22 protein-coding genes are annotated in these 25949 nt (G+C 64.4%); 15 read left to right on the top strand and 7 right to left on the bottom strand.

Translation table 11 applies throughout. The features are described from left to right. Window positions 1–348: 348 nt before the first annotated feature. From ACS8YF_RS09605 to ACS8YF_RS09660, 12 genes are all read left to right on the top strand, one after another. Window positions 349–1068, top strand: coding sequence for a GntR family transcriptional regulator (locus ACS8YF_RS09605; protein WP_440850001.1), 720 nt, complete (start codon window positions 349–351; stop codon window positions 1066–1068). Window positions 1069–1147: 79 nt separating this feature from the next. Next, complete coding sequence (locus ACS8YF_RS09610) at window positions 1148–2140, top strand: ABC transporter substrate-binding protein (RefSeq protein WP_440850002.1); 993 nt, start codon at window positions 1148–1150, stop codon at window positions 2138–2140. 5 nt (window positions 2141–2145) lie between these two features. Beyond that, window positions 2146–3033, top strand: a complete 888-nt coding sequence (locus ACS8YF_RS09615; protein ID WP_440850003.1) for an ABC transporter permease — start codon at window positions 2146–2148, stop codon at window positions 3031–3033. A 29-nt stretch (window positions 3034–3062) separates the two neighbouring features. Beyond that, entirely contained in the window at window positions 3063–3929 is an 867-nt protein-coding gene (locus ACS8YF_RS09620) for an ABC transporter ATP-binding protein (RefSeq protein ID WP_440850004.1), read from the top strand. An 86-nt stretch (window positions 3930–4015) separates the two neighbouring features. Next, the gene (locus ACS8YF_RS09625; protein WP_440850005.1) at window positions 4016–5014 is read left to right on the top strand and encodes an ABC transporter substrate-binding protein; all 999 of its coding nucleotides are present in this window, start codon (window positions 4016–4018) and stop codon (window positions 5012–5014) included. Window positions 5015–5035: 21 nt separating this feature from the next. Continuing rightward, window positions 5036–5710 carry a cysteine hydrolase family protein gene (locus ACS8YF_RS09630; protein ID WP_440850006.1) on the top strand — a complete coding sequence of 225 codons (675 nt, stop codon included), beginning with the start codon at window positions 5036–5038 and terminating at the stop codon, window positions 5708–5710. Beyond that, window positions 5710–6441, top strand: a complete 732-nt coding sequence (locus tag ACS8YF_RS09635; RefSeq protein WP_440850007.1) for an urea amidolyase associated protein UAAP1 — start codon at window positions 5710–5712, stop codon at window positions 6439–6441. The genes ACS8YF_RS09630 and ACS8YF_RS09635 overlap by 1 nt, the downstream gene beginning before the upstream one ends. 21 nt (window positions 6442–6462) lie before the next feature. After that, entirely contained in the window at window positions 6463–7101 is a 639-nt protein-coding gene (locus ACS8YF_RS09640; protein WP_440850008.1) for an urea amidolyase associated protein UAAP2, read from the top strand. A gap of 246 nt (window positions 7102–7347) precedes the next feature. Further along, a complete protein-coding gene (gene uca / locus ACS8YF_RS09645) occupies window positions 7348–10965 on the top strand; it encodes an urea carboxylase (protein ID WP_440850009.1) in 3618 nt (1205 codons plus the stop codon). Next, window positions 10962–12794 (top strand): allophanate hydrolase, encoded by a 1833-nt coding sequence (atzF, locus tag ACS8YF_RS09650; protein ID WP_440850010.1) that lies wholly within the window; start codon window positions 10962–10964, stop codon window positions 12792–12794. Before uca ends, atzF begins: the two co-directional genes overlap by 4 nt. Beyond that, on the top strand, window positions 12794–13054 hold the full coding sequence (locus ACS8YF_RS09655; RefSeq protein WP_440850011.1) for a hypothetical protein: 261 nt from the start codon (window positions 12794–12796) through the stop codon (window positions 13052–13054). The genes atzF and ACS8YF_RS09655 overlap by 1 nt, the downstream gene beginning before the upstream one ends. Beyond that, window positions 13051–13734: a hypothetical protein gene (locus tag ACS8YF_RS09660; protein WP_440850012.1), complete on the top strand. Its 684-nt coding sequence runs from the start codon at window positions 13051–13053 to the stop codon at window positions 13732–13734. The genes ACS8YF_RS09655 and ACS8YF_RS09660 overlap by 4 nt, the downstream gene beginning before the upstream one ends. Window positions 13735–13845: 111 nt before the next feature. Here ACS8YF_RS09660 and ACS8YF_RS09665 read toward each other — a convergent pair whose 3' ends face one another. After that, window positions 13846–14628, bottom strand: a complete 783-nt coding sequence (locus ACS8YF_RS09665; protein ID WP_440850013.1) for an N-acyl homoserine lactonase family protein — start codon at window positions 14626–14628, stop codon at window positions 13846–13848. Between the two features lie 518 nt (window positions 14629–15146). On the opposite strand from ACS8YF_RS09665, the gene ACS8YF_RS09670 reads away from it, so the two are divergent. Then, window positions 15147–15596 (top strand): universal stress protein, encoded by a 450-nt coding sequence (locus ACS8YF_RS09670; RefSeq protein ID WP_440850014.1) that lies wholly within the window; start codon window positions 15147–15149, stop codon window positions 15594–15596. 28 nt (window positions 15597–15624) lie between these two features. Here the strand turns inward: ACS8YF_RS09670 and cysQ are convergent, their stop codons facing one another. After that, the gene (gene cysQ, locus ACS8YF_RS09675) at window positions 15625–16425 is read right to left on the bottom strand and encodes a 3'(2'),5'-bisphosphate nucleotidase CysQ (RefSeq protein WP_440850015.1); all 801 of its coding nucleotides are present in this window, start codon (window positions 16423–16425) and stop codon (window positions 15625–15627) included. Window positions 16426–16502: 77 nt separating this feature from the next. After that, window positions 16503–17819 carry a DEAD/DEAH box helicase gene (locus tag ACS8YF_RS09680; RefSeq protein ID WP_440850016.1) on the bottom strand — a complete coding sequence of 439 codons (1317 nt, stop codon included), beginning with the start codon at window positions 17817–17819 and terminating at the stop codon, window positions 16503–16505. 603 nt (window positions 17820–18422) lie between these two features. Here ACS8YF_RS09680 and trxA point away from each other — a divergent pair. Together trxA and rho are read left to right on the top strand one after the other, a co-directional pair. Continuing rightward, window positions 18423–18749: a thioredoxin TrxA gene (gene trxA / locus ACS8YF_RS09685; protein WP_109992352.1), complete on the top strand. Its 327-nt coding sequence runs from the start codon at window positions 18423–18425 to the stop codon at window positions 18747–18749. A 453-nt stretch (window positions 18750–19202) separates the two neighbouring features. Then, window positions 19203–20417, top strand: a complete 1215-nt coding sequence (gene rho / locus ACS8YF_RS09690) for a transcription termination factor Rho (RefSeq protein WP_440850040.1) — start codon at window positions 19203–19205, stop codon at window positions 20415–20417. Window positions 20418–21050: 633 nt separating this feature from the next. Here rho and ACS8YF_RS09695 read toward each other — a convergent pair. Genes ACS8YF_RS09695 through ACS8YF_RS09710 form a run of 4 tightly spaced genes read right to left on the bottom strand, consistent with a single transcriptional unit; the run spans window position 21051 to window position 25925 of the window. Next, entirely contained in the window at window positions 21051–21674 is a 624-nt protein-coding gene (locus ACS8YF_RS09695; RefSeq protein ID WP_440850017.1) for a PqiC family protein, read from the bottom strand. Next, the gene (gene pqiB / locus ACS8YF_RS09700) at window positions 21671–23323 is read right to left on the bottom strand and encodes an intermembrane transport protein PqiB (RefSeq protein WP_440850018.1); all 1653 of its coding nucleotides are present in this window, start codon (window positions 23321–23323) and stop codon (window positions 21671–21673) included. The genes ACS8YF_RS09695 and pqiB overlap by 4 nt, the downstream gene beginning before the upstream one ends. Beyond that, complete coding sequence (locus ACS8YF_RS09705; RefSeq protein ID WP_440850019.1) at window positions 23320–24582, bottom strand: PqiA/YebS family transporter subunit; 1263 nt, start codon at window positions 24580–24582, stop codon at window positions 23320–23322. Before ACS8YF_RS09705 ends, pqiB begins: the two co-directional genes overlap by 4 nt. 50 nt (window positions 24583–24632) lie before the next feature. Next, on the bottom strand, window positions 24633–25925 hold the full coding sequence (locus ACS8YF_RS09710; protein ID WP_440850020.1) for a citrate synthase: 1293 nt from the start codon (window positions 25923–25925) through the stop codon (window positions 24633–24635). Window positions 25926–25949 lie beyond the last annotated feature (24 nt).

Genomic DNA, 25949 nt, shown 5'->3' on the forward strand with positions numbered 1-25949 from the left:
CGGCCAGGCGCCCCCTCCACGAATCGAGGCAAGGCACGATTGTTTGATTCTGTCGGCGGCGGCTGCGGGATCCCGTTCCACGGCTTGAATGGGGTCGAGTAGCCGCGCCCTGTGTCCCGGCCGCGGAGCCGTTGCCTGCTCTGCAGACATCACCCCCTGACGGCTTCTCCGGAATGGCCGGCCATGCCAGCGGACTGCGCTTCGACAAAGTGCATGCAATCTGGCGGCGCCCCAATTCGGCGCAAATGCCGCAAGATTGGCGGTTTTATCGTCCCTGTGACCGTTATCAGCCGTGTGGCACGCCGTGTGCATGCAATTCAGCACGATTGAATTTGCGCCTCTTGCCCCATGTCGTCATCGCATTCGGACGAAAACCTGTCGCCGAGTCGGTCCCTGCGGACCGGTCAGGCGGTGGACGACATGGTGGCGGTGTTGTCGGAAGAAATCGTGTCGGGCCAATGGCCGCCGGGCAGCCGGCTGCCGGCCCAGCACATCGCGCGCCGTTTCTCGGTGTCGCGAACGCCGGTTCGGGAAGCGCTGAGTCAGCTCTGTGCCATGGGGTTGGCTGAAAGCCGGCCCCACCGCGGTGTGATCACCGCACAGATATCGCAGAGCGGCCTGCTCGCCATGTTCGAAGCCATGGCGGAATTGGAAGCGTGTTGTGCACGATTGAGTGCGCAGCGCATGACGCTCGCCGAACGCCACCAGTTGAGTGCGATGCATGAAGGCTCGCGCGATTTGCGGATAGCCACGCGCTCGGACGAATACGCTGCCTTCAACGACGAGTTCCACTCGTTCATCTATCAAGGCTCGAAAAGCGATTATTTGATCGAGTTGACGCTGTCGACCCGCGCCCGACTGGCGCCTTTTCGTCATACCCAGTTTCGGGTCGCGCGACGGCCGGCGCATTCCTTCGCCGAACACAGCGAGATTGTTGCGGCGATCTCCGCGGGGGATGCCGAGCGAGCCGCCGAGGCCGTGCGCCGGCATGTTCTGTCGGTCGCCCACGTATCGAGCGACTACGTCGCCGCCCGCTCCCGGACCCGGGAGTCGCCATGCGCGGATTGAGCACGGACCGATCCGGCGCGCGGGCTGATCCCTCTTTTTTCGAAACTGTCACGACTGTCTTCTTTCCCAGGAGCGCATGATGAGAAAACTATTCAGGTACATGCTGATCGTCCTGACCCTCGGTATCGGTCTGCAGGTCGCCGCGCCGGCGATGGCCAAGGGGCCGATCACCATCGGCATCAGCGACTGGCCGGGCTGGGTGGCCTGGTATATCGCCGAGCAGAAAGGCTATTTCAAGAAGTACGGCGCCAACGTGAAGCTGGTCTGGTTTCCGTCGTACATCGATTCGGTCCAGGCGCTGGCCGCCGACAAGCTGGACGCCAACAGCCAGGCGCTGATCGACACGCTCGCGCCGATCGAGAAGGGCGCCCCGCTCAAGGTCGTGCTGGTGACCGACAACTCCGCCGGCAACGATGCGTTCATGGCCAAGCCCGGCATCACGAGTCTCAAGCAGCTCAAGGGCAAGACCGTCGCCTTCGAGCGTTATTCGATCGAGAACTATCTGGCCTATACCGCGTTCAAGCGGCAAGGGCTGAACATCGACGACAGCAATATCGTGAGCATGACCACCGGCAGTGCGGCCTCGGCGCTGATGGCCGGGCGGGTCTCGGCAGCCGGTGTGTGGAACCCCTGGATCAACCGCATCCAGCAGCACGGCAAGGGGCATGCCTTGTTCACCAGCGCGTCGGCCCCGGGTCTCATTCCGGACTTGCTGGTGGCACAGCAGAAGTCCCTCAAGGCCAATCCCGAGCAATACAAGGCCATCGCCCAGGCCTGGTTCGCGGTCGTCCGGTTCATCAAGACGCATCCGCAAGAAGCCGCCGCGATCATGGCGCCGCATGTCGATCTGAAGCCCAAGGAATACGAGTTGTCGCTCAAGGGCACTCGTTTCTTCGGCGAAAGACTCAATCAGACGGCCATGCATGAAAGCGATGCCCCGGAGTCGCTGTATACCAGCACCCGGGATACCGCGGCGTTCCTGATGAAGTCCGGCAAGCTGGCCAAACAGCCTAATCCGGCTTCATTCATCGATGCGAGCGTGGTCAATCAGGCCATCGCCTCGCAGGACTGAATGCCATGAAGAGCGAGGCGGTTGCCCAGGCGCCGGCAGCGCATGCCGGCACCGACAAGCCTTTTGCAGGGGATCGCGCGGTGACAGCGGCCGGGGCGCGGCCGGCGGTTCGCCGTCGCCCGCGGCTCCGGCTGCAACAGTCGATTCCGCGCAAGCTGTACGTCACGTTGTCGATACTGGGTTTCGTGGTGCCGCTGGTGGTATGGGAACTGCTGTCGCGCAGCGGCCTGATCGACAGCATGTTCCTGCCGACGCCGGCAGACGTGGTCGAGCAGGCCTGGGCCTGGGCGCACGGTTCGCTCGCGCAGGACACCTGGGCCAGCATCCTTCGGGTAACGAGCGGTTTCGTACTGGCCGCCTGTCTGGGGGTGCCGCTCGGCGTGTTCATCGGCTCGTTCAAGGCCGTGGAAGGCTTCTTCCAGCCGATCAACGATTTCGTGCGCTACATGCCGGCGGCCGCCTTCATTCCGCTGATGATTCTCTGGGTCGGCATTGGTGAAGGCTCGAAGATCGCGATCATCTTCATCGGTGTCTTCTTCCAGATCATCGTGATGGTGGCGGACGTGGTCCGGCAGGTGCCCGGCAGCTGGCTTGAAGCCTCGTACACGCTGGGGGCAACCCGGGGCGAGGCACTGCGACTGGTGATCTGGCGCGGCAGCCTGCCGCCGCTGATCAACATCCTGCGCGTGAACATGGGCTGGGCCTGGACCTATCTGGTGGTGGCCGAAATGGTGGCGGCGAACAAGGGGCTGGGGTACGCGATCCTGCAGGCCCAAAGGTTCATGAACACCGCCACCATCTTCGCCGGGATTCTGATCATCGGCGTAATCGGCCTGCTGTTCGACCTGTTCTTCCGTCAGCTGCACCGGCGGCTGTTCCCCTGGCTGCACTGAACGCGCCCACGCATCCGAAGGAATCCGAGATGAGCGATCAAGTACTGCACATCGAATCCGTGGAGAAACGCTACCCCGACGGCCACGGCGGCATGCAGACCGTGCTCGACGATATTTCGCTGCGCGTCGAGCCGGGCGAGTTCGTCACCGTGATCGGGGCCTCGGGCTGCGGCAAATCGACCCTGCTGCGCCTGGTGGCCGGGCTCGAGCATGCCCAGGGCGGCGTCATCCGGCTGGGCGATCGAGTGGTCGATCAGCCGGGGGCCGATCGCGGCATGGTGTTTCAGCACTACACGCTGTTTCCCTGGCTCACGGTCAAGCAGAACGTGATGTTTTCGCTGGAACTCGGCGCCAACATGCGGGCGATCGAAACCGAAAGCGAGCTCTCGGGGCTGGTGGATCGCGCCTATGCGCTGATCGAGATGATGGGGCTGGACGACCGTCGCGATCATTATCCCAATCAACTCTCCGGCGGGATGCAGCAACGCGTGGCGATCGCCCGCGCGCTGTTGTCACGTCCGCGGGTGCTGCTCATGGACGAGCCCTTCGGCGCGCTGGATGCCCAGACCCGCGAGGTCATGCACGACCTGATCCTGCAGCTGTTCGCCGTGGAGCCGACCACCGTGATGTTCGTTACCCACGATGTAGAAGAAGCCGCCTATCTGGGCGATCGGGTGGTCGTGCTGGCGCCGCATCCCGGCCGGATCGACGGTATCCATGACATGGCCTGGGGCCGTGAGCGCGAGCCGGCGCTCAAGCTCGATCCGGAATTCACCCAGGTCAAGGGGCAGCTGACCGAGCGGATCCGGGCGACTTCCGGCATGGAGGCCGACCACAAACTGATCGAGCGCATGACCGCGCTCGGCCGCCGTATGCAAGGCCGCGGCGCCCGCTGATCCGCGACGTCCCACGTGTTTCGAATTGCCCTGTTTGCGTATCCGGCCGTTCAACGCGGCCCTGTCTTGAGAACTGGAGATCGATCATGAAACGGAACCCATCGTGCCGTGCTCGTTGCGGCCTTATCGCCATCCTCACACTGGTCGCCGTGTCACTGGCCGGACCGGTGCTGGCGGCGCAACCGCTCAAGCTTGGCGTGGTCAACTGGATCGGCTACGGGCCGCTCTACGTGGCCGATGCCAAGGGCTATTTCAAGGCCGAGGGGGTGCCGGTTCAACTCGTCACCTTCAGCGATAATGCCACCATGCCTTCGGCTGTGGCGGGAGGCGCGGTGGACAGCGCGACGCTGACCTACGACCAGGTCATCAATGCCGACGCGAAAGGCCGCACGCTGCAGGTCGTGATGCCGATCGACTACTCGGACGGCGCCGATGCCATCGTCGCGGCCCGGTCGATCACGAAGATCGCACAGCTCAAGGGCCAGAAGGTGGCCTTCAATCCGCTGTCACCGTCTGCGTTCCTGCTCGACTACGCGCTCGAACAGAACGGGTTGAAGCCGGGCGATATCCAGCCCGTATCGATGACGCCCGACGATGTACCCAGCGCCATGCTCGGCGGCTCGATCAAGGTCGGCGTGACCTACGAGCCCAGCGTGTCGCGTATCGTCGACCACGGCAAGGGCTTCCACGTGCTGTATTCCTCGCATCAGGCCCCGGGCCTGATCACCGATGTGCTGGTGTTCAAGAAAAGCTACATCGCGGCGCATCGCGATCAGATCAAGGCCGTGATCCGGGCTTACCTCAAGGGCCTGGATTTCATGCAGTCGCACCCGCAGGACGCCGCGGCCATCATCGGCAAGCAGCTGCGGCTCGATACCGATCAGGTGGCCGCCCAGCTCAAGGGCGTGAAGAACCTGCCACTGGACCAGATGCCGGCGACCTTCGCTCCGGGCTCCAGCAGCCAGTCGTTCTATGTCAGCGGCAAGGTCATCAGCCAGGTTCTGCTGCGCAAGAAGCAGATCGAGGCGGCGCCGAAGATCGCGGACACGATCGATCCGGGCATCGTGCAATCGCTGTCCCGCTGATCGGTCGATCGCCGAATCGCCATGAGTCGAGCACTACTCGTCATCGATATGCAGCGCGATTTCTGCGAGGCCGGCGGCTATGCGGTCGCCTGCGGGCTGGATATCGCGCTGCTGAGGCAGCCGATCGATCCGATCGCCCGATTGATCGCGGCCGCACGCGAGCATGACATCGCCGTGATCTACACCCGGGAGGGCCATCGCCCGGATCTGACCGACTGTCATCCGGCGAAGCTCGCACGCAGCGCGGCTTGTGGGGCGGCGATCGGTGCGCGCGCAAACCTCGGGCGCTATCTGGTGCGCGGCGAGCCCGGGCATGCCGTCGTGCCCGAGCTGGCCCCGGCCGCCGGCGATCCGATCGTCGACAAACCCGGCTACGGCGCTTTCTACCAGACCGATCTCGAGCTGTTGCTGCAAGCCCGGGGCACGACCCATCTGTATGTCACCGGCGTGACCACCGATATCTGCGTGCACTCGACCCTGCGCGAGGCCATTGATCGCGGCTATGAATGCGTGACCGTCGCCGATGCCTGCGCGGCGGCTGATGCGTCCATTCATGCCGCGGCGCTGGGCCTGATCGAGGGCCCGGAGGGGCCGATTCTCGGCCGGGTACGCGATAGCGCGACGGTGCTGGCCGGTTGGGGCCAGAGGCTGCCACCCGCCGCTTTGAACCATGCCAATCGAGGAGCCCACACCTGATGCCAAGCCAAACCATCGATTACGAAACCCATCTGCCGGGTGGCCAGCACTGGTCACTGCGGCTGCGCCGCGGGACCACGATGCGTCTGACGGCCGCCGAGGCCGGCGCCAATGTCGGGTTGTTGATGTACAACCCGGAGAACCTGCTGGAACGGCTGAACCTGCCGGACACCCTCAAGTGCCAGCACACCTTCAAGCTGACCCGTGGCCACTGCCTGTATTCCGATATGGGCCGGATCTTTGCCTCGATCATCGCCGACGATCTCGGCTGGCACGACAGCGTCGGCGGCAATCTGAATGCCGGGCACATGGTGGCCAAGGGCTGGCAGCCGGTCAGCTTTCAGGCCGCGCTCAACGACCGGACCCAGACCGGCCACGACAGTTTCCTGATCGAACTGGCCAAATACGGCCTCGGCGCGCGTGATCTGGCGGCCAATCTGAATCTGTTCTCCAAGGTGGTGGCCGACGATACCGGGCGGCTGAGCTATGTGCCCGATCATTGTCCGGCCGGGGCCGCGGCCACCCTGCGTTTCGAGATGGACACGCTGGTGGCCCTGCATACCTGCCCGCATCCGCTCGATCCCAGCGCCGACTATCCCAGGCGCGGCGTGGATATCGCGCTGGGCACCGCGCCGCCGCCGGACGAAAACGATGTCTGTTGGGCGCATTGCGCCGAGAACGCCCGCGGTTTCGCCAACAATCGCCTGTATCACCTCGGCGCCCCGCGCTAGACAGGATTCGAGGAGTTCATCATGACCATCGCGAGTGCCCGGCGTGTCGAAAACGCCGTTACCCGCCATCTGATCGATGCCGGCGATCATTACATCGGCCCGGTCAAGGCCGGCCAGACGATTCGCATCGTCGATGTCGACGGCAACGAAGCCGCCGACACGCTGTTCTTCAATGCCGACAATCCGTCCGAGCGCTATAGCTGCATGGATACGCTCCGCGAGCAGGGCCAAGTCTATCTGACCACCGGCAGCGAACTGCGCTCGACTCTCAATAACGTGATGCTGACCATCACCGCCGATACGGTCGGACGCCACGACACGCTCGGCGGCGCCTGTGCCAGTGAATCGAACACGGTCCGCTACGACCTGGAAAAACGGCATATGCATTCCTGTCGCGACAACTGGATGCTGGCCATCGCCAATCATCCGGAATACGGCATCGACAAACGCGATATCGCGCACAACATCAATTTCTTCATGAACGTGCCGGTGACCGCCGATGGCGAGCTGTACTTCGACGACGGCATCTCCGGGCCCGGCAAGTATGTGGAAATGGTCGCCGCCATGGATGTGGTGGTGCTGATTTCCAACTGCCCGCAGCTCAACAACCCTTGCAGCGGTTTCAATCCCACACCGCTGGAAATGTTGATCTGGGATTGATCCGAATACAGACCAACCTAGTCCGCCAATGAACGCGCATTAAACGCAAATAGGAAAAGATTATCTTATCTGCAGGTTACGCAGATTTTCACAGATTAAAAACATGGTGTTTTCTTCCTTAATCTGCGAAATCTGCGGATAGATGCCTTTTTCGCGTTCATTTGCGGACCATTGAAAAGCTGCCGTGGGACGACTCATGGCGTTGCGAACTTCCGCGGGACGACCCGCGCCTAGCGAAATCGAGCCATGTTCAACAAAGTTCTGATCGCCAACCGCGGCGCCATCGCCACCCGCATCCAGCGCAGTCTGCGCGCGGCCGGCGTCGGCTCGGTCGCGGTCTATGCCGAGGCCGACCGCGATGCGCCGTTCGTGCAGGCCGCCGACGAGGCCTATTCGCTCGGCGCGGGCAGCGCGGCTGAGACCTATCTCGACCGCGACAAGCTGCTCGCCATCGCGGCCGAGGCCGGCGCCGAGGCGATCCATCCGGGCTATGGCTTTCTGTCGGAAAACGAAGACTTCATTGCGGCCTGCGAGGCCGCGGGTCTGGTCTTCCTTGGCCCCACAGCCGAGCAGGTCCGCGCTTTCGGCCTCAAGCACGAGGCGCGCCGCTTGGCCGAAGCCGCGGGCGTGCCTCTGGTGCCGGGTTCGGGGCTGCTGGACGATGTCGAGACAGCCCAACGCGAAGCGGCCCGAGTCGGCTATCCGGTCATGCTCAAGTCCACGGCCGGAGGCGGCGGGATCGGCATGCAGGTCTGCGAAGACGAGGCCGGGCTGGTAAAGGCCTTCGACTCTGTCCGTGGCCTCGGGCAGCGCAATTTCGGCGATGCCGGGGTATTCGTCGAGGCCTATATCGCGCGGGCGCGGCATCTGGAAGTCCAGATCTTCGGCGATGGGCAGGGCACGGTCATCGCCCTCGGCGAGCGCGACTGTTCCACCCAGCGTCGCAATCAGAAAGTGATCGAGGAATGCCCGGCGCCGGCGCTGAGTGAGACGGTACGCCGCGAGTTGCATGCCACGGCCATCGCCCTCGGCGAGTCGGTGAACTATCGTAGCGCCGGCACCGTGGAATTCATCTACGATGCGGCCCGCGAGGCCTTCTTTTTCCTCGAGGTCAATACCCGCCTGCAGGTCGAGCACGGCGTCACCGAAGCGGTCTGGGGCGTGGATATCGTCGACTGGATGCTGCGGCTCGGCGCTGGCGAGACCCTCGATCTGGCCGCGCTGACCCGCGATCTGACGCCCACCGGGCATGCCATCCAGGCCCGGCTGTATGCCGAGGATCCGCATCATGATTTTCGGCCGAGCGCCGGCTTGTTGACGGAAGTCGAGTTTCCCGAGGCCAGCGATCTGCGCATCGATCATTCGATCGAGGCCGGGCTGGAAATCTCGCCGTTGTTCGACCCGATGCTGGCCAAGGTAATCGTGCATCGCACCGACCGCGACAGCGCGCGGGCACGGCTGGCCGAGGTGCTGGAAGCCAGTCGGGTCTACGGCATCGAAACCAACCGCAGCTGGCTGGCGCATGTGCTGCGCGATACGCGCTTCGCCGAGGCGGCTATCCATACCCGCTGGTTGACCGCTCTCGACTGGTCGCCGCCGACCTTCGAGGTGCTCGACGCCGGCCCGTTGACCACGATCCAGGACATACCCGGCCGGCTCGGCCACTGGGACGTGGGCGTGCCGCCTTCCGGGCCGTTCGATGATTTCTCGTTCGCGCTCGGCAATCGGCTGCTGGGTAATCCAGCCGATGCCGCCGGGCTCGAGATCACGCTCGCCGGGCCGACCCTGCGCTTCAATCGGGCAACCCAGCTCGTGCTGGCCGGCGCGGCGATCGAGGCGCGCCTGGACGACGTCGAAATCGAGGCCTGGCAGGTGATCGATGTACCGGCCGGCGCCACGCTCGCGCTCGGCCGTGTTCAAGGCGGGGCGCGCTGCAATCTGCTGATAGCCGGTGGCATCGACTGCCCGCGCTATCTCGGCTCGCGAGCCACCTTCACCCTCGGCCAGTTCGGCGGTCACGCGGGGCGTGCCCTGCGTACCGGCGATACGCTGCCGTTGACGGCGGTCGATCCGGTGCCGGCTCGTCGCCTCGAACCCGAATTGCGCCCGGCCTTCGGCACGGCCGGCGATGGCGCCCGGCACTGGGAGATCGCCGTGCTGTACGGCCCGCACGGGGCGCCGGATTTCTTTACCGAAGCCGATATCGACACGATTTTTGGCCATGACTGGGAAGTGCATTTCAATTCCAGCCGGACCGGTATCCGTCTGATCGGTCCGCGGCCGGAATGGGCGCGCGAGACCGGCGGCGAGGCCGGCCTGCACCCGTCGAACATCCACGACAATGCTTACGCCTTTGGCACCATCGATTTCACGGGTGACATGCCGGTCATACTCGGCCCCGACGGGCCGTCCCTCGGCGGCTTCGTCTGCCCGGCCACGACCGTGCGCGCCGAGCGCTGGAAACTCGGTCAACTGGCCGCCGGCGATACGGTGCGGTTCGTGCCGGTTTCGCTGGAGACGGCCCGGGCGCTCGAGGCACGCCAGCGCGCCGTGATCGAGACGTTTGCCGCGACGGCCGAGCCGAAGCGAGTCGTCGATCGCGGGACGCCGATACTGCGCAAACTCGATGCCGCTACCGCGGGCGAAAAGCTGGTCTACCGCCGTGCCGGCGACGATTTCCTGCTGATCGAATTCGGCGAGATGACGCTGGATATCGCGCTGCGTTTTCGGGCCCACGCCTGGATGCTTTGGCTGCAGGCGCATCCGATCGAGGGCATGGCCGAACTCACGCCGGGCATCCGTTCGCTGCAGATCCACTACGATCCCAATCGGCTGACGCTGCCGGCGCTGCTGGCCCATCTCGAGGCCGCCGAGCGCGAGCTGCGCGAAGTCGAGGATCTGGAAGTGGAATCGCGGCTGGTGCATCTGCCGCTGTCCTGGGACGATCCGGCCTGTCACGAGGCGATCGAGAAATACCAGCGCAGCGTGCGCCCGGATGCGCCCTGGTGCCCGAGCAACCTGGATTTCATCCGGCGCATCAACGGCCTGGACAGCGAGGCCGAGATCCGCGACATCCTGTTCAATGCCCGCTATCTGGTCATGGGCCTGGGCGATGTCTACCTGGGCGCGCCGGTCGCAACCCCGCTGGATCCGCGCCAGCGCCTGGTCACCACCAAATACAACCCGGCCCGGACCTGGACCGCCGAGAACTCGGTCGGTATCGGCGGCGCTTATCTCTGCGTGTACGGCATGGAAGGCCCGGGCGGCTATCAGTTCGTCGGCCGCACCCTGCAGATGTGGAATCGCTATCGCGAAACCCGGTATTTCGACAAGCCCTGGCTGCTGCGCTTCTTCGATCAGCTGTCGTTCTACGAAGTGACGCACGACGAGCTGATGGCGGTCCGGACCGAATTCCTGCACGGGCGCTTCGATCTTGAGACCGAAACCGTGCGTTTCTCGCTGGCCGAGTACGAGCGCAATCTGGCCGGCACCGAGGAAGCGATCACGGCCTTCCAGGAAAAACGCGAGGCCGCGTTCGCCGAGGAAATGGCGCGCTGGCGGGCCAACGGCCAGTTCACTTTCGAAGATCATGTGCCGGAGACCAGCGAAACCGCCGAGCTGGCGGCCCACGAAGCAGCCGTCGACAGCCCGGTGGCGGGCAGTTTGTGGAAGCTCAAGGTCGCGGTGGGCGACGAGGTCGCCGAGGGCCAGGTCGTGGCCCTGGTGGAATCGATGAAAATGGAAGTTGAGATCGTGTCCCGCGGCCCCGGTCGGATCGCGCGTCTGCCGATCGCCGAGGGCGGGGCAGTCACTGCCGGCCAGCCGGTGGTGATTCTCGACGCCAACACGGGGGCCTCGGCATGAAAGGACGTGACCTGACCCGGCATACGCTGCATGCCGCCTATCGCAGCGGCGAACTCACGCCGAGAACGCTGGTGGCCGAGCTTCTGCCCGATGCCGCCGGGCGCGGCGCCGATCCGACCTGGATTCGGCGGTTGAGCGCCGATGAGCTCGAGCCCTATCTGGCCGCGCTCGACGATGAATCGCCGGAGACAAAGCCGCTCTACGGTCTGCCATTCGCGATCAAGGACAATATCGATCTGGCTGGTATTCCCACCACCGCTGGCTGCCCGGCATTTGCCTATGTACCCGAGCGGCATGCCTTCGTCGTCGAACAGCTGATCGAGGCCGGCGCAATCCCGCTCGGCAAGACCAATCTGGATCAGTTTGCCACCGGCCTGGTCGGCGAGCGCGCCCCGGCCGAATACGGCGTGCCGGGCAATGCCTTCGATCCCGACTATATCCCGGGCGGCTCCAGCAGCGGTTCGGCGGTGGCCACCGCGGCCGGCCAGGTCAGCTTTGCGCTGGGTACCGACACGGCCGGCTCCGGTCGCGTTCCGGCCTGTTTCAACAATCTGTTCGGCCTGAAGCCGACCGTGGGCTTGTTGAGCAATCGCGGCGTGGTGCCGGCCTGTCGTAGCATCGATACCGTCAGTCTGTTCGCGCTGACCGCCGACGATGCTGGGGCGATTCTCGATGTTGCGGCGGTCTTCGATGCCGACTGCGCCGAGGCGCGCCACCACGATTTCGCCGTCGCCGGACAGCGCTATGGTCAGGCGCCGGCGTCATTTCATTTCGGCGTGCCGCGGCGCGATCAATGGCAGACCGATGCCGCTTATACCCGCTGCATGGAGACAGCGATCGGTGAACTGCGCGCGCTCGGTGGCGAACCGGTCGAGATCGACTGCAGTCCGATGCTGGCGGCCGCACAGCTGCTTTATGGTGGGCCGTGGGTCGCCGAACGCTACCACGCGGTGCGAACGCTGATCGAGCGCGAGCCCGAGGCGTTGCATCCGGTCACTCGCCAGGTTATCGAAGGCGGCCGGACGCCGAGCGCGCTGGATGTCTTCGACGCCGGTTATCGCCTGGCCGAGTACAAGCGTGCGGCCGATCGTCTGCTGGCCACGGTGGATGTGATGCTGGCGCCGACGACCGTGACGCATCCGAGCAAGGCCGAGGTGGCCGCCGAGCCGGTGGCAATCAATACCCAGCTCGGTACGTGGACCAATTTCATGAACCTGCTCGATTACAGTGCACTAGCCGTGCCGGTCGCGATCGGCGACAACGGGCGCCCGGGCGGGGTGACGCTGTTCGGCCCGGCGTTTGCCGATCTGTCGTTGTTGAGCCTGGCACGCGCGGTGGAAGCTCGGCTGGCCCTGCCGCTCGGCGCGACCGGCCGAGCGCGCCCGGCGCTGCCGGCGTTGTCGCCGGCGAGCGATGGCACGCTCGAAATCGCGGTTTGCGGCGCTCATCTCGACGGGTTGCCCCTGAACCATCAGTTGGTGGAGCGCGGCGGCAAGCGTACGGCGATCACCAAAACCGCGCCCCGTTATCGATTGTTCGCGCTCACCGCCGACCGGCCGCCGCGCCCGGCGCTGATCGAGGATGCCGAGACGGGCCGTGCGATCGCCGTCGAATTGTGGCGGCTGCCCATGGCCAGCCTCGGCAGCTTCCTTGCCGGTATTCCAGCGCCCCTCGGTCTGGGCCGCATCGAACTCGTAGACGGCCGCTCGGTGACCGGTTTCATCTGTGCCGCCGGGGCCCTGCCGTCCCAGGGTGATGTCATCGAAATTACAACGTACGGCGGTTGGCGTGGCTGGCTGGCATCCCGGACCGGGCAGGAGGCGTGCTGATGAATTCCGGACAACTCGCCGGCTTCACGACCGTTCCCATCGCCGGCATCGCCGATTTGTTCAGTGGCGCTCCCGAGGCCCGCGCGGAGGCGTTTGCATGCGCCGCGCGGGATGGGGCAGCGAACGGTGAATCGCGGCAGGCCGGCGCGCACCTCCACGCTCGCGCCATCCGGATCTTCAACCCTCGGCAGGCGCGCCAGGCGCGTGGCGGGAGCACGGCGACCTCTGGCCGCTACGCGCGCCGTAGCGGCGTTTCGTGAGCGCGGTCCCGGCGCGCTATCGGGGCCTGTGGCGACGGCGGCGTTATGTCGAGCCGGCCGCGGGCCGTGCATTGCTGGAGGATACGGCGACCGCGGTGTATTGGCTGCAGACGGCCTGCTGGCATGCCGATCTCCGGATACCGGTGGATAGCCCGGATTTTACCGGCATCCATAGCCTCGCCGGCTGTGATCGTGCGCGGCTGGCCTGGATTGCCGGGCTGACGGCCTTTGCCGGGCGTACCATCGTCGAGGGCCGTTTCTGTACCTGGCACCGGCTGGTGGATATGGCGCCGGGGCTGGACAAGGACATCGGCGCGATGCGGTTTCTATCCGACCGTCTGCTCGAGGAACGCCATCCGGACGGCCGCTATCTTGAATGCTGGGAGAAGGTGGCGTCGGGTGATGCCGCGAGCGAGAGAGTCCGTCTGGACGAAACCGGCCTCCCGGTCTGGTTGCAGCAGGGAGCGCACGCGTTCCTGATCCGGCCCCGCCCGCCGCTGGCCGCCGATCACGAGCTTCTGGCATCACCCGACGAACTGTCGACCGCAGCGCTTGCCGAGCGGGCGGCCACCGAGATCAGTTACGTCGGCCGTGCGGCCGAGGGATGGCGCATCGAGCGTTCGACCCATCCGTGGCGCATCGGACAACTCTGTGAAGCGCCGAACGTCGCCGGACCATGAGCCGGGTGAGAATGGCCGGTGCGATGCGGCGCCCTTGAGACAGGTGCCCGAGAAAAATGACAGTTGGCGTACGGGGTTCGCAGCTCGAGATTCCGGTGCCAGTCGACCGGATTATTCACGGAAGCCCGGAAAGGGCGGCAGCGTGCGATAGAAATCGAAGTCGTGATTGGGCCAGAGATCGGCGCCCTCGCGGGTTGCCAGCCGCTTGAGCCGTCGGATGCTGTCGACGGCCTGGGTTTCGCGATCCTGCCAGCAGGAGCCGGGCGCGATCTCGTCGTCCAGGTTTTCCATCAGATCCGCGGCGTCCCCGCACAGGATGACCGGCGGCCCCTTGGGCAGTTCGATGAACAAGGACATGTGGCCAGCGGTATGGCCCGGCGTCTCGATGGCCTGGATGCCGGGGGCCGGCGAGTATTCCGTCGGCTGGATATGCCAGTTGTCGCGATCGGCGATTTCATCGGCGAAGATACCGCTGACCTCGCCGGTGTCCGCCGCCGCGACTTCCTCGTGATGAATATGTACCTCGCAGCCGGGCACATCGCACAGCCCGCCGGCATGGTCGAAGTGCAGATGGCTGAGGAAAACCAGATCGATATCGGCTACCGTCAGATCGAGGCGGCGAAGATACTCGGGGATGCGCTGGGTCTGCGACATCTCGGGCACTTCGAAGGTCGGCCGCATCGGTTCCAGATAACGCGCGCGCAGTTCCGGCGTCGCGATCTTGTGATAGTCACAGCCGACATCGAACAGGATGCGGCCGTTCGGCGTTTCGATCAGATAAGCCAGGATGGGGGCATCGATGTAGATCCCGCGTCCGCGTCCACGCGTGGATACGGTCTTTTCGTAACGATGGGTGGCCGTCAGCAGTGGCCGGATGCGTAATGCGCCTGTCATGGGGTCTGATCTCCAGGGGGGCAATGCAGAGGTCGAGGGGGGGTGACGATGAGTGGCGGCAACACGGCCTGTTGTTGACGGCAACCGACGGGTAACCGAGCGGTTTCCGGGTCAGTCGGCGGTTTTCGTCGATGTCTTCCGGGCTTCGAACATCTTCGAAACAGGACCGGGGCCCATGCAGCGAATTCGTCTACGGGCAGTTTGACTATAGATGATCCAGACAACGATCGGTACCGAAGCCGGCGCGATAAAACGACTGTCGCCATCGGGCCCCATCGGTGTCATGCCCGCACCGCTCGGCGGGTGGCGAGTCGGCGCGGGTGATGCTCGCGGGATCGGAGGCCCGGCAGATCGGCTCCATCGATGGCACGGCGCAATCCGTTGCCGTTCGGTCCCGGATCGAAACGACGGCTGCCGCCAGCCGGCCCAACTCGGGGTAAACACAACGGGTAAATGACGAGAGGGGCCGGAGCGTGGTATCAAACAGTTACAGACTTGATGGTTCGCCGGGGGGCCTTATGCAGAACTTCGATACCATTCTTCTGGCCTATGACGGCAGCGAACAGGGACGGATCGCCTTGCGTCGGTCGCTGCCGCTGCTCGGGGCGGGCGAGGTCCGGACACATCTGCTGGCCGTGGTGCCGTTGACGGGCGCGGTGGCCGCCGCCGAGGGCTTTTATACCGAAAGCATGTACGAGTCCGAGCGTGAGCGGGTGGAGAATATCCTGGCCGAGGGGGTGGAGATGCTCAAGGCCAAGGGGATCGACGCCCAGGGTTATGTGCGGGTGGGCGAGCCTGCCCATCAGATCGCGAAACTGGCGAGTGAGCTCGCCGTGGATCTGGTGATCGTGGGGCATCAGCGGCGCGGGGTGCTCGCACGCTGGTGGCAGGGCTCGGTCGGGGCCTCGTTGCTCGACCGGCTCGACTGCAGCCTGCTGATCGCCCAGGACCCGTCAATCGAAACCTGATGATGGTCGGATTTCGTACCGCGCGGCCCTATTTGGGAACGTAGGCGAGCCAGTTGTGGCTCGCGTCGCCGTAGGCGATGAACCAGTCGTTGAGCAGGCTGTCGGTTTCGTTGTAGCGCAATGGCCGGCCGCGGGCATCGGTGACCTGGCCGCCGGCGGCCTTGAGCACGGCGTGGCCGGCTGCGGTATCCCATTCGCTGGTGGGGCCGAGCCGCGGATAGAAATCGGCCGCGCCCTCCGCGATGACGCAGAATTTCAGCGATGAGCCCATGCTCACGGGTTCGTAGTCGTCCATGTCGGCCAGCAGGCGTTCGATGGCGTCCGAGCGATGCGAGCGCGACACCAGGATGCGCGGTTTCTCCATGCGGGCCGGGCTGACCCGGATAGGCTGGATTGCGCCGTCGCCCTCGCGCCGGAACGCGCCGAGGCCGTTCGCGCCGAACCACAGCGTATCGAGGGCCGGCGCATACACCGCGCCCAATACCGGCCGGCCGTCCTGGATCAGCGCGATATTGATGGTGAACTGGTCGTTGCGATTGACGAACTCCTTGGTGCCGTCCAGCGGATCGACCAGCCAGTACTCGCGCCATTCCGAGCGCGTGTCGTAGTCGATGTCGGCGCCTTCCTCGGACAGCTGGGGCGTGTCCGGCGTCAGGGCCGACAATTCGGCCGCGATCACGCGGTGTGCGGCGAGATCGGCCTGGGTCAGCGGGCTGTCGTCGTCCTTGGTGATGACGTCGAAATCGCTGCGGTAGATCGGCAACGTCCTGGCGCCGGCCTCGACGGCGATGCGACAGACGGCGTCAAGCAGTTCGCGGGTGATCTCCATGGCCTAGGCAGTTACGTTCGCAGTAAAACATCGCATCATACCGGCCTTGCGATCGGGCACAAGCTGTATGCGGACAATCAGCGGCCGCCCGGGGATCGCCGATTGCCGTTACCGCCGCGCCGCCGGTTGTTGCCGCCGCCGCGCGGCTTGCGCTTGCGCTGCGGCGCGCGGGTGTAATCGCGCACGAACGCGTCCTCGGTCGGCATCTCGGCATCGATCTTGTGCTCGATGTAGGCCTCGATATCGGGCAGCGAGTAGACGTACTCCTCGCAGGCGAAGGAGATGGCCTGCCCGGTGTTGCCGGCCCGTGCCGTACGGCCGATGCGATGGACGTAGTCCTGGGCGTCCTGCGGCAGGTCGAAGTTGATCACATGCGACACATCCGGGATGTGCAGGCCGCGGGCCGCGACGTCGGTGGCGACCATGATCGGGAGCTGGCCGGTCTTGAATTCCTCCAGCAGGCGCAGCCGCTTGTTCTGTGCCACGTCGCCGGACAGGGTCGCCGCGTTGAAGCCATTGGCGATCAGCGTGTCCTGAATGCGCTCGGCCATGCGCTTGGTATTGATGAAGATCAGCGTCCGCCCGTCGCCGATGCGCCGCAGGATGCCGATCAGCAGTGCGAGCTTGTCGTCCTTGGAGACGTGATAGAGCTTCTGCTCGATGGCCCCGATATTGACTGTTTCGGTATCGGTGCGCACCAGCTTCGGATCGTTCATGTGCTCGTAGGCGAGCTCGAGGACGCGATGCGACAGGGTGGCCGAGAACAGCAGGTTCTGGCGCCGCCCGGGGGGCGGCATCTTGCGTAACATGTAGCGGATATCGTCGATGAAGCCGAGGTCGAACATGCGATCGGCCTCGTCCAGCACGGCGACTTCGATCGCCTTGAGCGTGTAGATCTTCTGCTTGTAATAGTCGATCAGACGGCCCGGCGTGCCGATCAGGATATCCACGCCCGCCGCGATCGCCTCGCGCTGGGTGTCATAGCCCGTTCCGCCATAACAGACCACGCATTTGAGGCCTGTGTCGGCGGCCAGCGGCAACGCATCCTGATAGATCTGGTCGGCCAGCTCGCGCGTCGGCGCCAGAATCAGGGCTCGGGGCTGTGCCGCGCCGGAGGGGGCCTGCTCGCTGGGTTCCGGCGCCTGCCGGATCAGCCGGTCGAGGGTCGCCAGCAGGAAAGCGGCGGTCTTGCCGGTGCCGGTATGCGCCTGGCCGGCAATGTCGACGCCGGCGAGCGCCAGCGGCAGGGTCTCGGCCTGGATCGGGGTGGCATGGGTAAAGCCGCGCGTGTTCAGACCCGATACAATGCTGTCATGCAGGCCGAGTGCGTCGAGGCGGGTCTCGGTGACCAGCTTGCGCGGGGTGGCGTCGTCGACTGTTTCGGTATCGCTCATTGAATTCTCGTCGCGCCGGGGTCGGCGGTTTAAGGGCTGTTGGAAGTTCCGTTCGCGCCCGCATCCACGTCGGTGAAACGGCAGGCCCTGATGCTGCGGACACAGTGTAGTTGGCCCGCACAGGCGCCGCGCAACGATGCATTGCGGGTGTATCGGCGTTGTCCGGCGTCGTCGTGTCCGCTTGCAAACAAGCGGTGCCACAACGCCGCGGGACCGGCATCGCGCGCGGTGCGACCATGCTCGGCCGCCCGCGCCACGCCGGGCAGGATCGGCGCCCGCGGCGCGGATCTCGTACGAAACATGAACAGGCCCCGGGAAAAGGGTTGAAAAAATGCTTGAGATTAGCTCCAATACAAGCGAAGATTATGCATGCAGCGAACCGTTGCATGCTCGAGTTGCATCAACTCGCTTTCCGGCGCTTGTTTTGTGCAACCCGCACTATAACAGTTTGTGGCCGTGACGACCGGGTCGCAGGACTTCCTTCGCAGGCTTGCAAACTTTTCCCGCGCCCTTAGTTAGGTGTTTGAGGCTTTGCTCCTTCGACGGATCGAAAGCCGATCAACCCGATTCCATATTTGTCCTGCTCGGATGTGAGGACGCTCCATGAGTGAAAATATCGTCAAAGTCAGTGACGACAGCTTCGAAAACGACGTGCTGTCGGCCAAGGGCCCTGTCCTGGTCGATTACTGGGCCGAGTGGTGCGGTCCGTGCAAGCAGATCGCCCCGGTGCTCGACGAGCTCGCCGATCAGTACGAAGGCAAGCTGACGATCGCCAAGCTTAACGTCGACGAAAACCCCGACACCCCGCCGCGCTATGGCATTCGCGGTATTCCGACCCTGATGCTGTTCAAGGACGGCGAAGTGGCCGGCACCAAGGTCGGCGCTGTGTCCAAGAGCCAGCTTGCCGAATTCGTCGATCAGCATATCTAGTCTGATTCGACCCGCGTGCCGCCGAGGGCGATTGGCGGCACGCATCGAACATCCATCCTTGAATCGTTGCCCGACCCGGCGACGACATATCCCGAACGAGCGTATATAACCGTGTCCGAAGAAACTGTTGAAGAACGCCAGTCCAAGGATTCCACCCCTTCGAATAACAACAATGGTGGTCCCGGCGGCAACGGCAACGGCGGCGGCAACAACAACCGTCGAGGCCGGCGCCGCAAGAACAGCAATGGCGGCGGCTCTGGTAACAACAATAATAATAACAATAACAAGAAGAGCAGTAGCGGGAATCGCGGTCGGTCCGGCGGTAACAAGGGGCCGAACAATCCACCCAACGAGGACATCGACGAGGCGGAATTCGAAGCCTACGCCGGTGTCGCCGGGGATGGACCGATTCTCAATCTGACCGAACTCAAGCGCAAGACGGCCGCCGAGTTGATGGAGATGGCCCAGGACATGGACCTGGACAATATCTCGCGGCTGCGCAAGCAGGACCTCATCTTCGCCATGCTCAAGGCGCATGCCAGGTCCGGTGAGCGCATCTACGGCGACGGCGTACTCGAGATCCTGTCCGATGGCTTCGGCTTTCTGCGCTCGAACGAGTCGTCCTACATGGCCGGCCCGGACGATATCTATGTCTCGCCCAGCCAGATCCGGCGCTTTTCGTTGCGTACGGGCGACAACATCCGAGGGCGTATTCGGCCGCCGAAGGAATCGGAGCGCTACTTCGCGCTGCTCAAGGTCGATGACATCAACGAGGACCCGCCCGAGAAATCCAAGGGCAAGGTGCTGTTCGAGAACCTGACGCCGCTGTTCCCGACCGAACGGCTGCACATGGAACTCGGCAACGGTTCGACCGAAGACATCACCGCGCGCACCATCGACCTGGTCGCGCCCTTCGGCAAGGGCCAGCGCGGCCTGATCGTCTCGCCGCCCAAGGCCGGCAAGACGATGATGATGCAGAACATCGCCCAGTCGATCGCGCATAATCATCCGGACTGTCATCTCATCGTGCTGCTGATCGACGAGCGGCCCGAGGAAGTGACCGAGATGGAGCGCGGCGTGCGCGGCGAAGTGGTGTCGTCGACCTTCGACGAGCCGGCCTCCCGCCATGTCCAGGTCGCCGACATGGTGATCGAGAAGGCCAAGCGTCTGGTCGAGCACAAGAAGGATGTCGTGATCCTGCTCGACTCCATCACCCGTCTGGCCCGGGCCTACAACACGGTGGCACCGTCGTCCGGCAAGGTGCTCACGGGTGGTGTGGACGCCAACGCGCTGCAGAAGCCCAAGCGCTTCTTCGGTGCCGCGCGTAACGTGGAAGAGGGCGGCAGCCTGACCATCATGGCCACCGCTCTGATCGAGACCGGCTCCAAGATGGACGAAGTCATCTACGAGGAGTTCAAGGGCACCGGCAACATGGAGATCCATCTGGATCGGCGTATCGCCGAGAAGCGGATCTACCCGGCCATTCACGTCAATCGGTCCGGCACGCGCCGCGAAGAGAAGATGGTCCCGCAGGACGAGTTGCAGCGCATGTGGGTGCTGCGCAAGCTCCTGCATGGCATGGACGACCTGGCGGCCATGGAGCTGCTCATCGATCGCATGAAGCAGACCAAGACCAACGCCGAGTTCTTCGACTCGATGAAGCGCTGACGCAGGCTGGGTCAAAAAAGCGGGCTGCGGCCCGCTTTTTTTGGTTCTTCGCGGATTACGGAGGGCCATTGTGCCCTGCGGGTCCCGAGCGTTCCAGCGGGTGTGGATATGAGTCAGCAGTGCACTGGCTGGCAACGCCGAACAGGCGCTCGGAAAGCCCCGCCGCGGGCGTCTTCGCCGACCTCCGGTTTCGCGCTGCAGCGCGAGTCACTTCTCTTGCTTGCTCAACACAAGTAACCAAGAGAAAAGCACCCGGCACCACGCCTCGCCGTCGCCGCACAACGGGACGGAAATACCGACACGGTGCATGAGAGCCTGGCGTATTCCGTAAACCGTTGCATCGCGGCCCATCTATTAATCCGGCATCAAAACAGCTGACTTCATCAGCTGTTTTCAACGCCTTCAAAAATAAAAGCCGGCGCCTGTCCATTTTTTATTTTCAAAGGCTTAGCGGCCGATGGCCGCGGCGAGCATGCGGTCGCATACGCGCGCTATCAACCCGAAAAATCATCTATTTTTGTGCCGGGTTAATAACTATCGAGCCCAGCATCCGGCTCGCCTCGATCCCGCAAATACGCGAAGAGCCTTGTTTATGCCGGTATCGTGGCACCGGCTCATGCCATCATGCCGGGCTCAGGGTCGTGGCGCCGACGCGAGCTTATCCGTCAGTGCCGGCACCATGCCGCGTGCTATGTCCTGCCAGCCGCGGGACAGGCTGTTGACCAGCGCCGGATAGCCATCGCCGGATAGCGGTACGGTTTTTTCGAAGGCGTGTCCGTCGAGGGTATGGCCTTTCGGCCCGACCAGCGTCCAGCGTCCGGCGATGTGCGCCTTGCCGTCATAATGGCCGAGAAACTGGTCCACGCGCGTCTGCAGCTGATAACGCCCCTGCTGGTTGCTGCTGGTGCGCACGACGTTCACGCCGGGAAGGCGTTGTTCCAGCGTGGCGTAGAGGTCGTCGGTGAGTTGCCCGGAAAGCGACGAGGCCCAGCGGTTGTCGTTGGCGATGACGACCTTGTGCGGCCCGGTCTGATAGACGATGCCGCCCTGGTCGAGATAAGACGCGGTCGTGACCGGCGCGATCATCAGGGTCGGTGCGCCGGGCTGTGGCGTGGTGTCCGGCGCGCTGGCGCCGGCGTCCAGTACGAACAGCGACGGCGAACGCTGCGTCGTTGCGCAGCCGGCGAGCGCGACAAGCGACACGCCCAGTGTCGCGGCTGTGAAGAGGCGCCGTAGCGAGGCACGGAAAAGCATCATGGGTGGGCCCTCGGGACCGGGTCCTTGCCGTCGGGACGGCCGAAGATCAGCGAATTGGGATGGTCACGCAGCGTGCGTGCCAGCGGCGCGGCATTGTCGAGTACCTGGTTCAGGCGGTCGATGGTCTGGTTGAGCTGCTGATAGGCCGGCGCGCCCTGCTGGAAGTTGTCGAGTGTGCGCTGCAACTGTTGCAATGTATCGCTGAGCTGGCCCGGCAGCTTCTGCGTGCCCGGCTCGGCCAGCAACGCATTGATGCGGTGAGTGGCCTGACGCAGTTGTTCCAGTGTCTCGTTGGTCGTGCGTGCGGCATGCTTGACCTGGTCGACGATCGGGCCGATGTCCAGTTTGTTGAGCTTGTCCATGAGATTCGACAGCTGCTGCTGGATGCTCGTGATCTGGCTTGGCTCGCTGGGGAATACCGGATACGGGCCGACCTTCTTCGGGTCGTAGTCCTTGGCATGTTGATCGAAGGTTAGGTCGACGAACATCGCGCCGGTCAACAGATTCGAGGATTTGACCGTTGCCCGGAGCCCGTGTTTAAAGAACTGCCGATTGCGCTCGTGCCACTGCTTATCGCTCATGTGGGCCCAGGCCAGGCTCGGGCGTTGCGGCTCGATGGCGATCAGTACCGGAATCTTGAAACCCGAAAAACTCGAGGGTTTGAAATCCGGCGGATAGAAGGGGACCTTCTCCACCGTGCCCACGCGCAGCCCGCGATACTCGACCGCCGCGCCGGCATTCAGCCCGCGTACCGAGTCGTCGAGCAGTACCACATATCTGAGCTGGCGTTTGTAGCGATCCTGGGTCGCGGCATTGTGGGTCGCGTAGAGTTTGAAGCGTTCGCCATTGCTGGCGGACTGGCCGCTGTCCACGTCCGCCGGCTGGCCGAAGGTAATGCCGCCGGCCAGCACGCTCTGCAGCGAGCCCAGCTGGACATCGACGCCGTCGGAACCCAGATGCAGATCCACGCCGGAGCGCAGCCAGAACTGTGTGGCGTGGGTGATCAGCTGGGAATAGGGCTTGCTGATGAACACGGTGTAGCGGGTCTGGCGCTTGGCGACCGAGAATTGGCTGTCCTCGATCCGGCCGACATTCTGCCCCTGGTAGACGATTGGATCGCCCACCGACAACGTATTGTCGCCGGAATTGATCAGTTGCACCGTCACCCCCGGCTTGTTGCTGGGCATCGGTGGCGGGCTGTCCTGAACGTTGAAGTGACGCTTGTCGCTGCGTTGCTTGGCGGGGCGTAGCTGCAGGTAGGCGCCCGACAGGATGGTGTTCAGGCCGGAAATCCCCTGTGGGCCGACGCGCGGCTTGACCACCCAGAATGTCGCCCCCTCGCCGAGCAGTTTGCCGGTGTCGGGATTCATCTGCACGGTGACCTGCGCGCCCTGGCCGTCGTCGGTCAGCGCCACGCCCGTGACATGGCCAACCTGCACGCTGCGCACCTTGAGCTGCGTGCTCCCGGCCTCAATGCCCTCGGCCGTATCCATATCCAGCGTGATCACCGGGCCGCGGGAGGCCCAGCTATCGTACAGCAGCCAGCCCCCGATCAGCGCCGCGGCGAGCGGGATCAGCCAGACCGGGGAAACACGCCATCGGCGCGGCGTGGTGATTTCGGCGGTATCGTCGGGCGGGTTATCGCTCATGAAGCATTGCCAGGGGCCCGCTCGGGCCAGAGTAAACGGGTATCGAAGGTGAGTGCTGCGATCATGGTGAGGATGACCACGCCAGCGAAGGCGATCGCGCCGGGCCCGGGTTCGATCGACATCAGCGCCCCGGCCTGAACCAGGGTCGCCAGCACGGCGACCACGAACACGTCAATCATCGACCAGCGGCCGATTTTTTCCGTGATGCGGTAGGCGCGCGTGCGCGCCAGCGACGCGGCGGGCCGGCCCCGGGCGGCGATGCAGAGCCAGGCCAGGGCCACGATCTTGGAGACCGGCACCACGATGCTGGCCACGAAGATCACCGCCGCGATCGGCCAGTCGCCGGATTCGGCCAGGTGCAGGACGCCGGCCGCGATCGTCTGCGGCTGGGCATTGCCGAGGGTCACCGTGGACAGCACCGGATAGATATTGGCCGGGATATACAGCAGCGCGGCGGTAACCAGCAGCGCCCAGGTGAGCTGGATGCGATCGACCCGGAACACATGATGACGCTTGCCGCAGCGCGGGCAGCGGTGGCGCCGGTGAGCCACGAACGGCGTGCCGCAGGCGCCGCAGGCGATCAGCGACTGGCTCCGGCCGCTGGCGCCGGCATGCGCCGTCATGCCTGGTTCGGGGGCTGGCGCGATCGCATCCCAGAGTGCGGTCCAGTCAATGAGTGTCACCGTGCGCAGCAACAGCAGCGAATAGATGCAAAAGGCGATGAACGACGCCCGGATATGGATATCGGCCAGGGATACGATCTTGACCAGGCTGACCAGCACGCCGACGATGAATACGTCGGACATCATCCAGGGCTCGATCGGTCGCAACAGGCGGGCCAGCGGTATCGCGCCCGGCAGTCGTTGATGGCCGGCGCCAAGGCAGAGATAGACCAGGGCGGCGAGATACAGGCCGGGGAACGCCACCGTGGTTGCCAGCAACACAAGCGCGAGCACGCCGTAATGGTCGCCGATCAACGCCCCGGCCGTATCGGCGAAGCTCATGACGTGGCCCACGCCGTGGGTGGAAAACGCGAGGAACGGAAACGCGAACACCAGGCCGAGCATGATAAGCGCGCCGATGGCGCAGGCCATCGGCGCCTGGGCATCGCGCCGCGCGGTACCGGTCAGGTGATGATGGCAGCGTGGGCAGTGGGCACGCTGCCCGGGCCGGCGCGCCGGCAGTCGAACCACCCAGTCGCATTCACTGCACAACGCCAGTCGCCGCGCCGTGGTCGGCGAGCCCGGTGTCTCGCTCACGTCAGCGGCGGCCGTGGGCGCCGCTGACGATGCGCTCGCGGTGGCGCGGATCAGCGGTTGTCGATATCGACGTAGTCACGCAGGTCGTAGCCGGTATAGACCTGACGCGGACGTGCGATGCGCATGTTCGGATCGGCCATCATCTCGGACCAGTGCGCGGCCCAGCCGACCGTGCGCGCGATGGCGAACATCGGCGTGAACATATTGATCGGAATGCCCAGCGCCTGATAGATGATGCCGGAGTAGAAATCCACGTTCGGATACAGCTTGCGCTCGACGAAGTAATCGTCTTCCAGCGCCACCCGCTCCAACTCAAGCGCCAGCTCGAACAGCTTGTTGTTCTGCATGTTGTAGTGCTCGAGCACTTCATGGCAGTAGCTGCGGATGACCTTGGCGCGCGGGTCGAAGTTCTTGTACACGCGGTGGCCGAAGCCCATCAGCTTGAATGGGTCGTCCTTGTCCTTGGCCTTGTCGAGATACCTGGAGACCTGGGAGGCGTCGCCGATCTCGGCGAGCATGTTCAGCACCGCCTCGTTGGCGCCGCCGTGGGCCGGGCCCCAGAGTGCGGCGATGCCGGTCGAGATGGCGGCATAGGGGTTGGCCCCGGTGGAGCCGGCCATGCGTACGGTCGAGGTCGAGGCATTCTGCTCGTGATCGGCGTGCAGGATGAACAGGATGTCCAGCGCCTTGGCGGCGACCGGATCGACTTCGTACTCCTCGGCCGGCACGGCGAACATCATGCGCAGCAGGTTCGAGGCATAGTCGAGATGATTCTTCGGGCCGATCTTGGGTTGGCCGATGGAGTGCTTGTAGGCCGCGGCCGCGATGGTCGGCATCTTGGCGATCATGCGATGCGCGAAGATCTCCCGGTGCTCCGGATCGCGGATGTCGGTGGTGTCGTGGTAGAACGCCGACAGCGAACCCGTGATGCCGGTGAGTATGGCCATCGGATGGGCGTCGTAGTGAAAGCCGTCGTAGAACTTGACCAGCGACTCGTTGAGCATCGTGTGATGGGTGATGGAGTCGCGGAACGCCGCCATTTGATCCGCGGTCGGCAGCTCGCCGTTGAGCAGCAGATAGCAGACTTCCAGATAGCTCGACTTTTCGGCCAGATCCTCTACCGAGTAGCCGCGGTACATGAGCTTGCCGTTCTCGCCGTCGATGAAGGTGATGTCGGAATCGCAGGAACACGTGGCGGTGAACGCCGGGTCGTAGGTGAATACGCCCTGTTTCTGGTTGAGTGCGCGCACATCGACGGCCGGCGTGCCCCGGGTCCCTTCGACCAGGGGCAACTCAGTGGTCTGGCTCTCGTCGCCGTTAATCAATTTGTACGTGTGGGCCATGGTGAGTCTCCCGAAAGTTGCCGC

This window comes from Salinisphaera sp. SWV1 (genome assembly GCF_052044155.1).
In the GTDB taxonomy this organism is placed as follows: Bacteria; Pseudomonadota; Gammaproteobacteria; order Nevskiales; family Salinisphaeraceae; genus Salinisphaera.

Coding starts and splice junctions, on each gene's coding strand:
- atzF (WP_440850010.1), top strand. CDS start 10,962: ATGAAAGGACGTGACCTGACCCGGCATACGCTGCATGCCGCCTATCGC.
- ACS8YF_RS09605 (WP_440850001.1), top strand. CDS start 349: ATGTCGTCATCGCATTCGGACGAAAACCTGTCGCCGAGTCGGTCCCTG.
- ACS8YF_RS09670 (WP_440850014.1), top strand. CDS start 15,147: ATGCAGAACTTCGATACCATTCTTCTGGCCTATGACGGCAGCGAACAG.
- ACS8YF_RS09680 (WP_440850016.1), bottom strand. CDS start 17,819: ATGAGCGATACCGAAACAGTCGACGACGCCACCCCGCGCAAGCTGGTC.
- cysQ (WP_440850015.1), bottom strand. CDS start 16,425: ATGGAGATCACCCGCGAACTGCTTGACGCCGTCTGTCGCATCGCCGTC.
- trxA (WP_109992352.1), top strand. CDS start 18,423: ATGAGTGAAAATATCGTCAAAGTCAGTGACGACAGCTTCGAAAACGAC.
- uca (WP_440850009.1), top strand. CDS start 7,348: ATGTTCAACAAAGTTCTGATCGCCAACCGCGGCGCCATCGCCACCCGC.
- ACS8YF_RS09610 (WP_440850002.1), top strand. CDS start 1,148: ATGAGAAAACTATTCAGGTACATGCTGATCGTCCTGACCCTCGGTATC.
- ACS8YF_RS09655 (WP_440850011.1), top strand. CDS start 12,794: ATGAATTCCGGACAACTCGCCGGCTTCACGACCGTTCCCATCGCCGGC.
- pqiB (WP_440850018.1), bottom strand. CDS start 23,323: ATGAGCGATAACCCGCCCGACGATACCGCCGAAATCACCACGCCGCGC.
- ACS8YF_RS09630 (WP_440850006.1), top strand. CDS start 5,036: ATGAGTCGAGCACTACTCGTCATCGATATGCAGCGCGATTTCTGCGAG.
- ACS8YF_RS09615 (WP_440850003.1), top strand. CDS start 2,146: ATGAAGAGCGAGGCGGTTGCCCAGGCGCCGGCAGCGCATGCCGGCACC.
- rho (WP_440850040.1), top strand. CDS start 19,203: ATGGAGATGGCCCAGGACATGGACCTGGACAATATCTCGCGGCTGCGC.
- ACS8YF_RS09665 (WP_440850013.1), bottom strand. CDS start 14,628: ATGACAGGCGCATTACGCATCCGGCCACTGCTGACGGCCACCCATCGT.
- ACS8YF_RS09640 (WP_440850008.1), top strand. CDS start 6,463: ATGACCATCGCGAGTGCCCGGCGTGTCGAAAACGCCGTTACCCGCCAT.
- ACS8YF_RS09635 (WP_440850007.1), top strand. CDS start 5,710: ATGCCAAGCCAAACCATCGATTACGAAACCCATCTGCCGGGTGGCCAG.
- ACS8YF_RS09620 (WP_440850004.1), top strand. CDS start 3,063: ATGAGCGATCAAGTACTGCACATCGAATCCGTGGAGAAACGCTACCCC.
- ACS8YF_RS09710 (WP_440850020.1), bottom strand. CDS start 25,925: ATGGCCCACACGTACAAATTGATTAACGGCGACGAGAGCCAGACCACT.
- ACS8YF_RS09625 (WP_440850005.1), top strand. CDS start 4,016: ATGAAACGGAACCCATCGTGCCGTGCTCGTTGCGGCCTTATCGCCATC.
- ACS8YF_RS09695 (WP_440850017.1), bottom strand. CDS start 21,674: ATGATGCTTTTCCGTGCCTCGCTACGGCGCCTCTTCACAGCCGCGACA.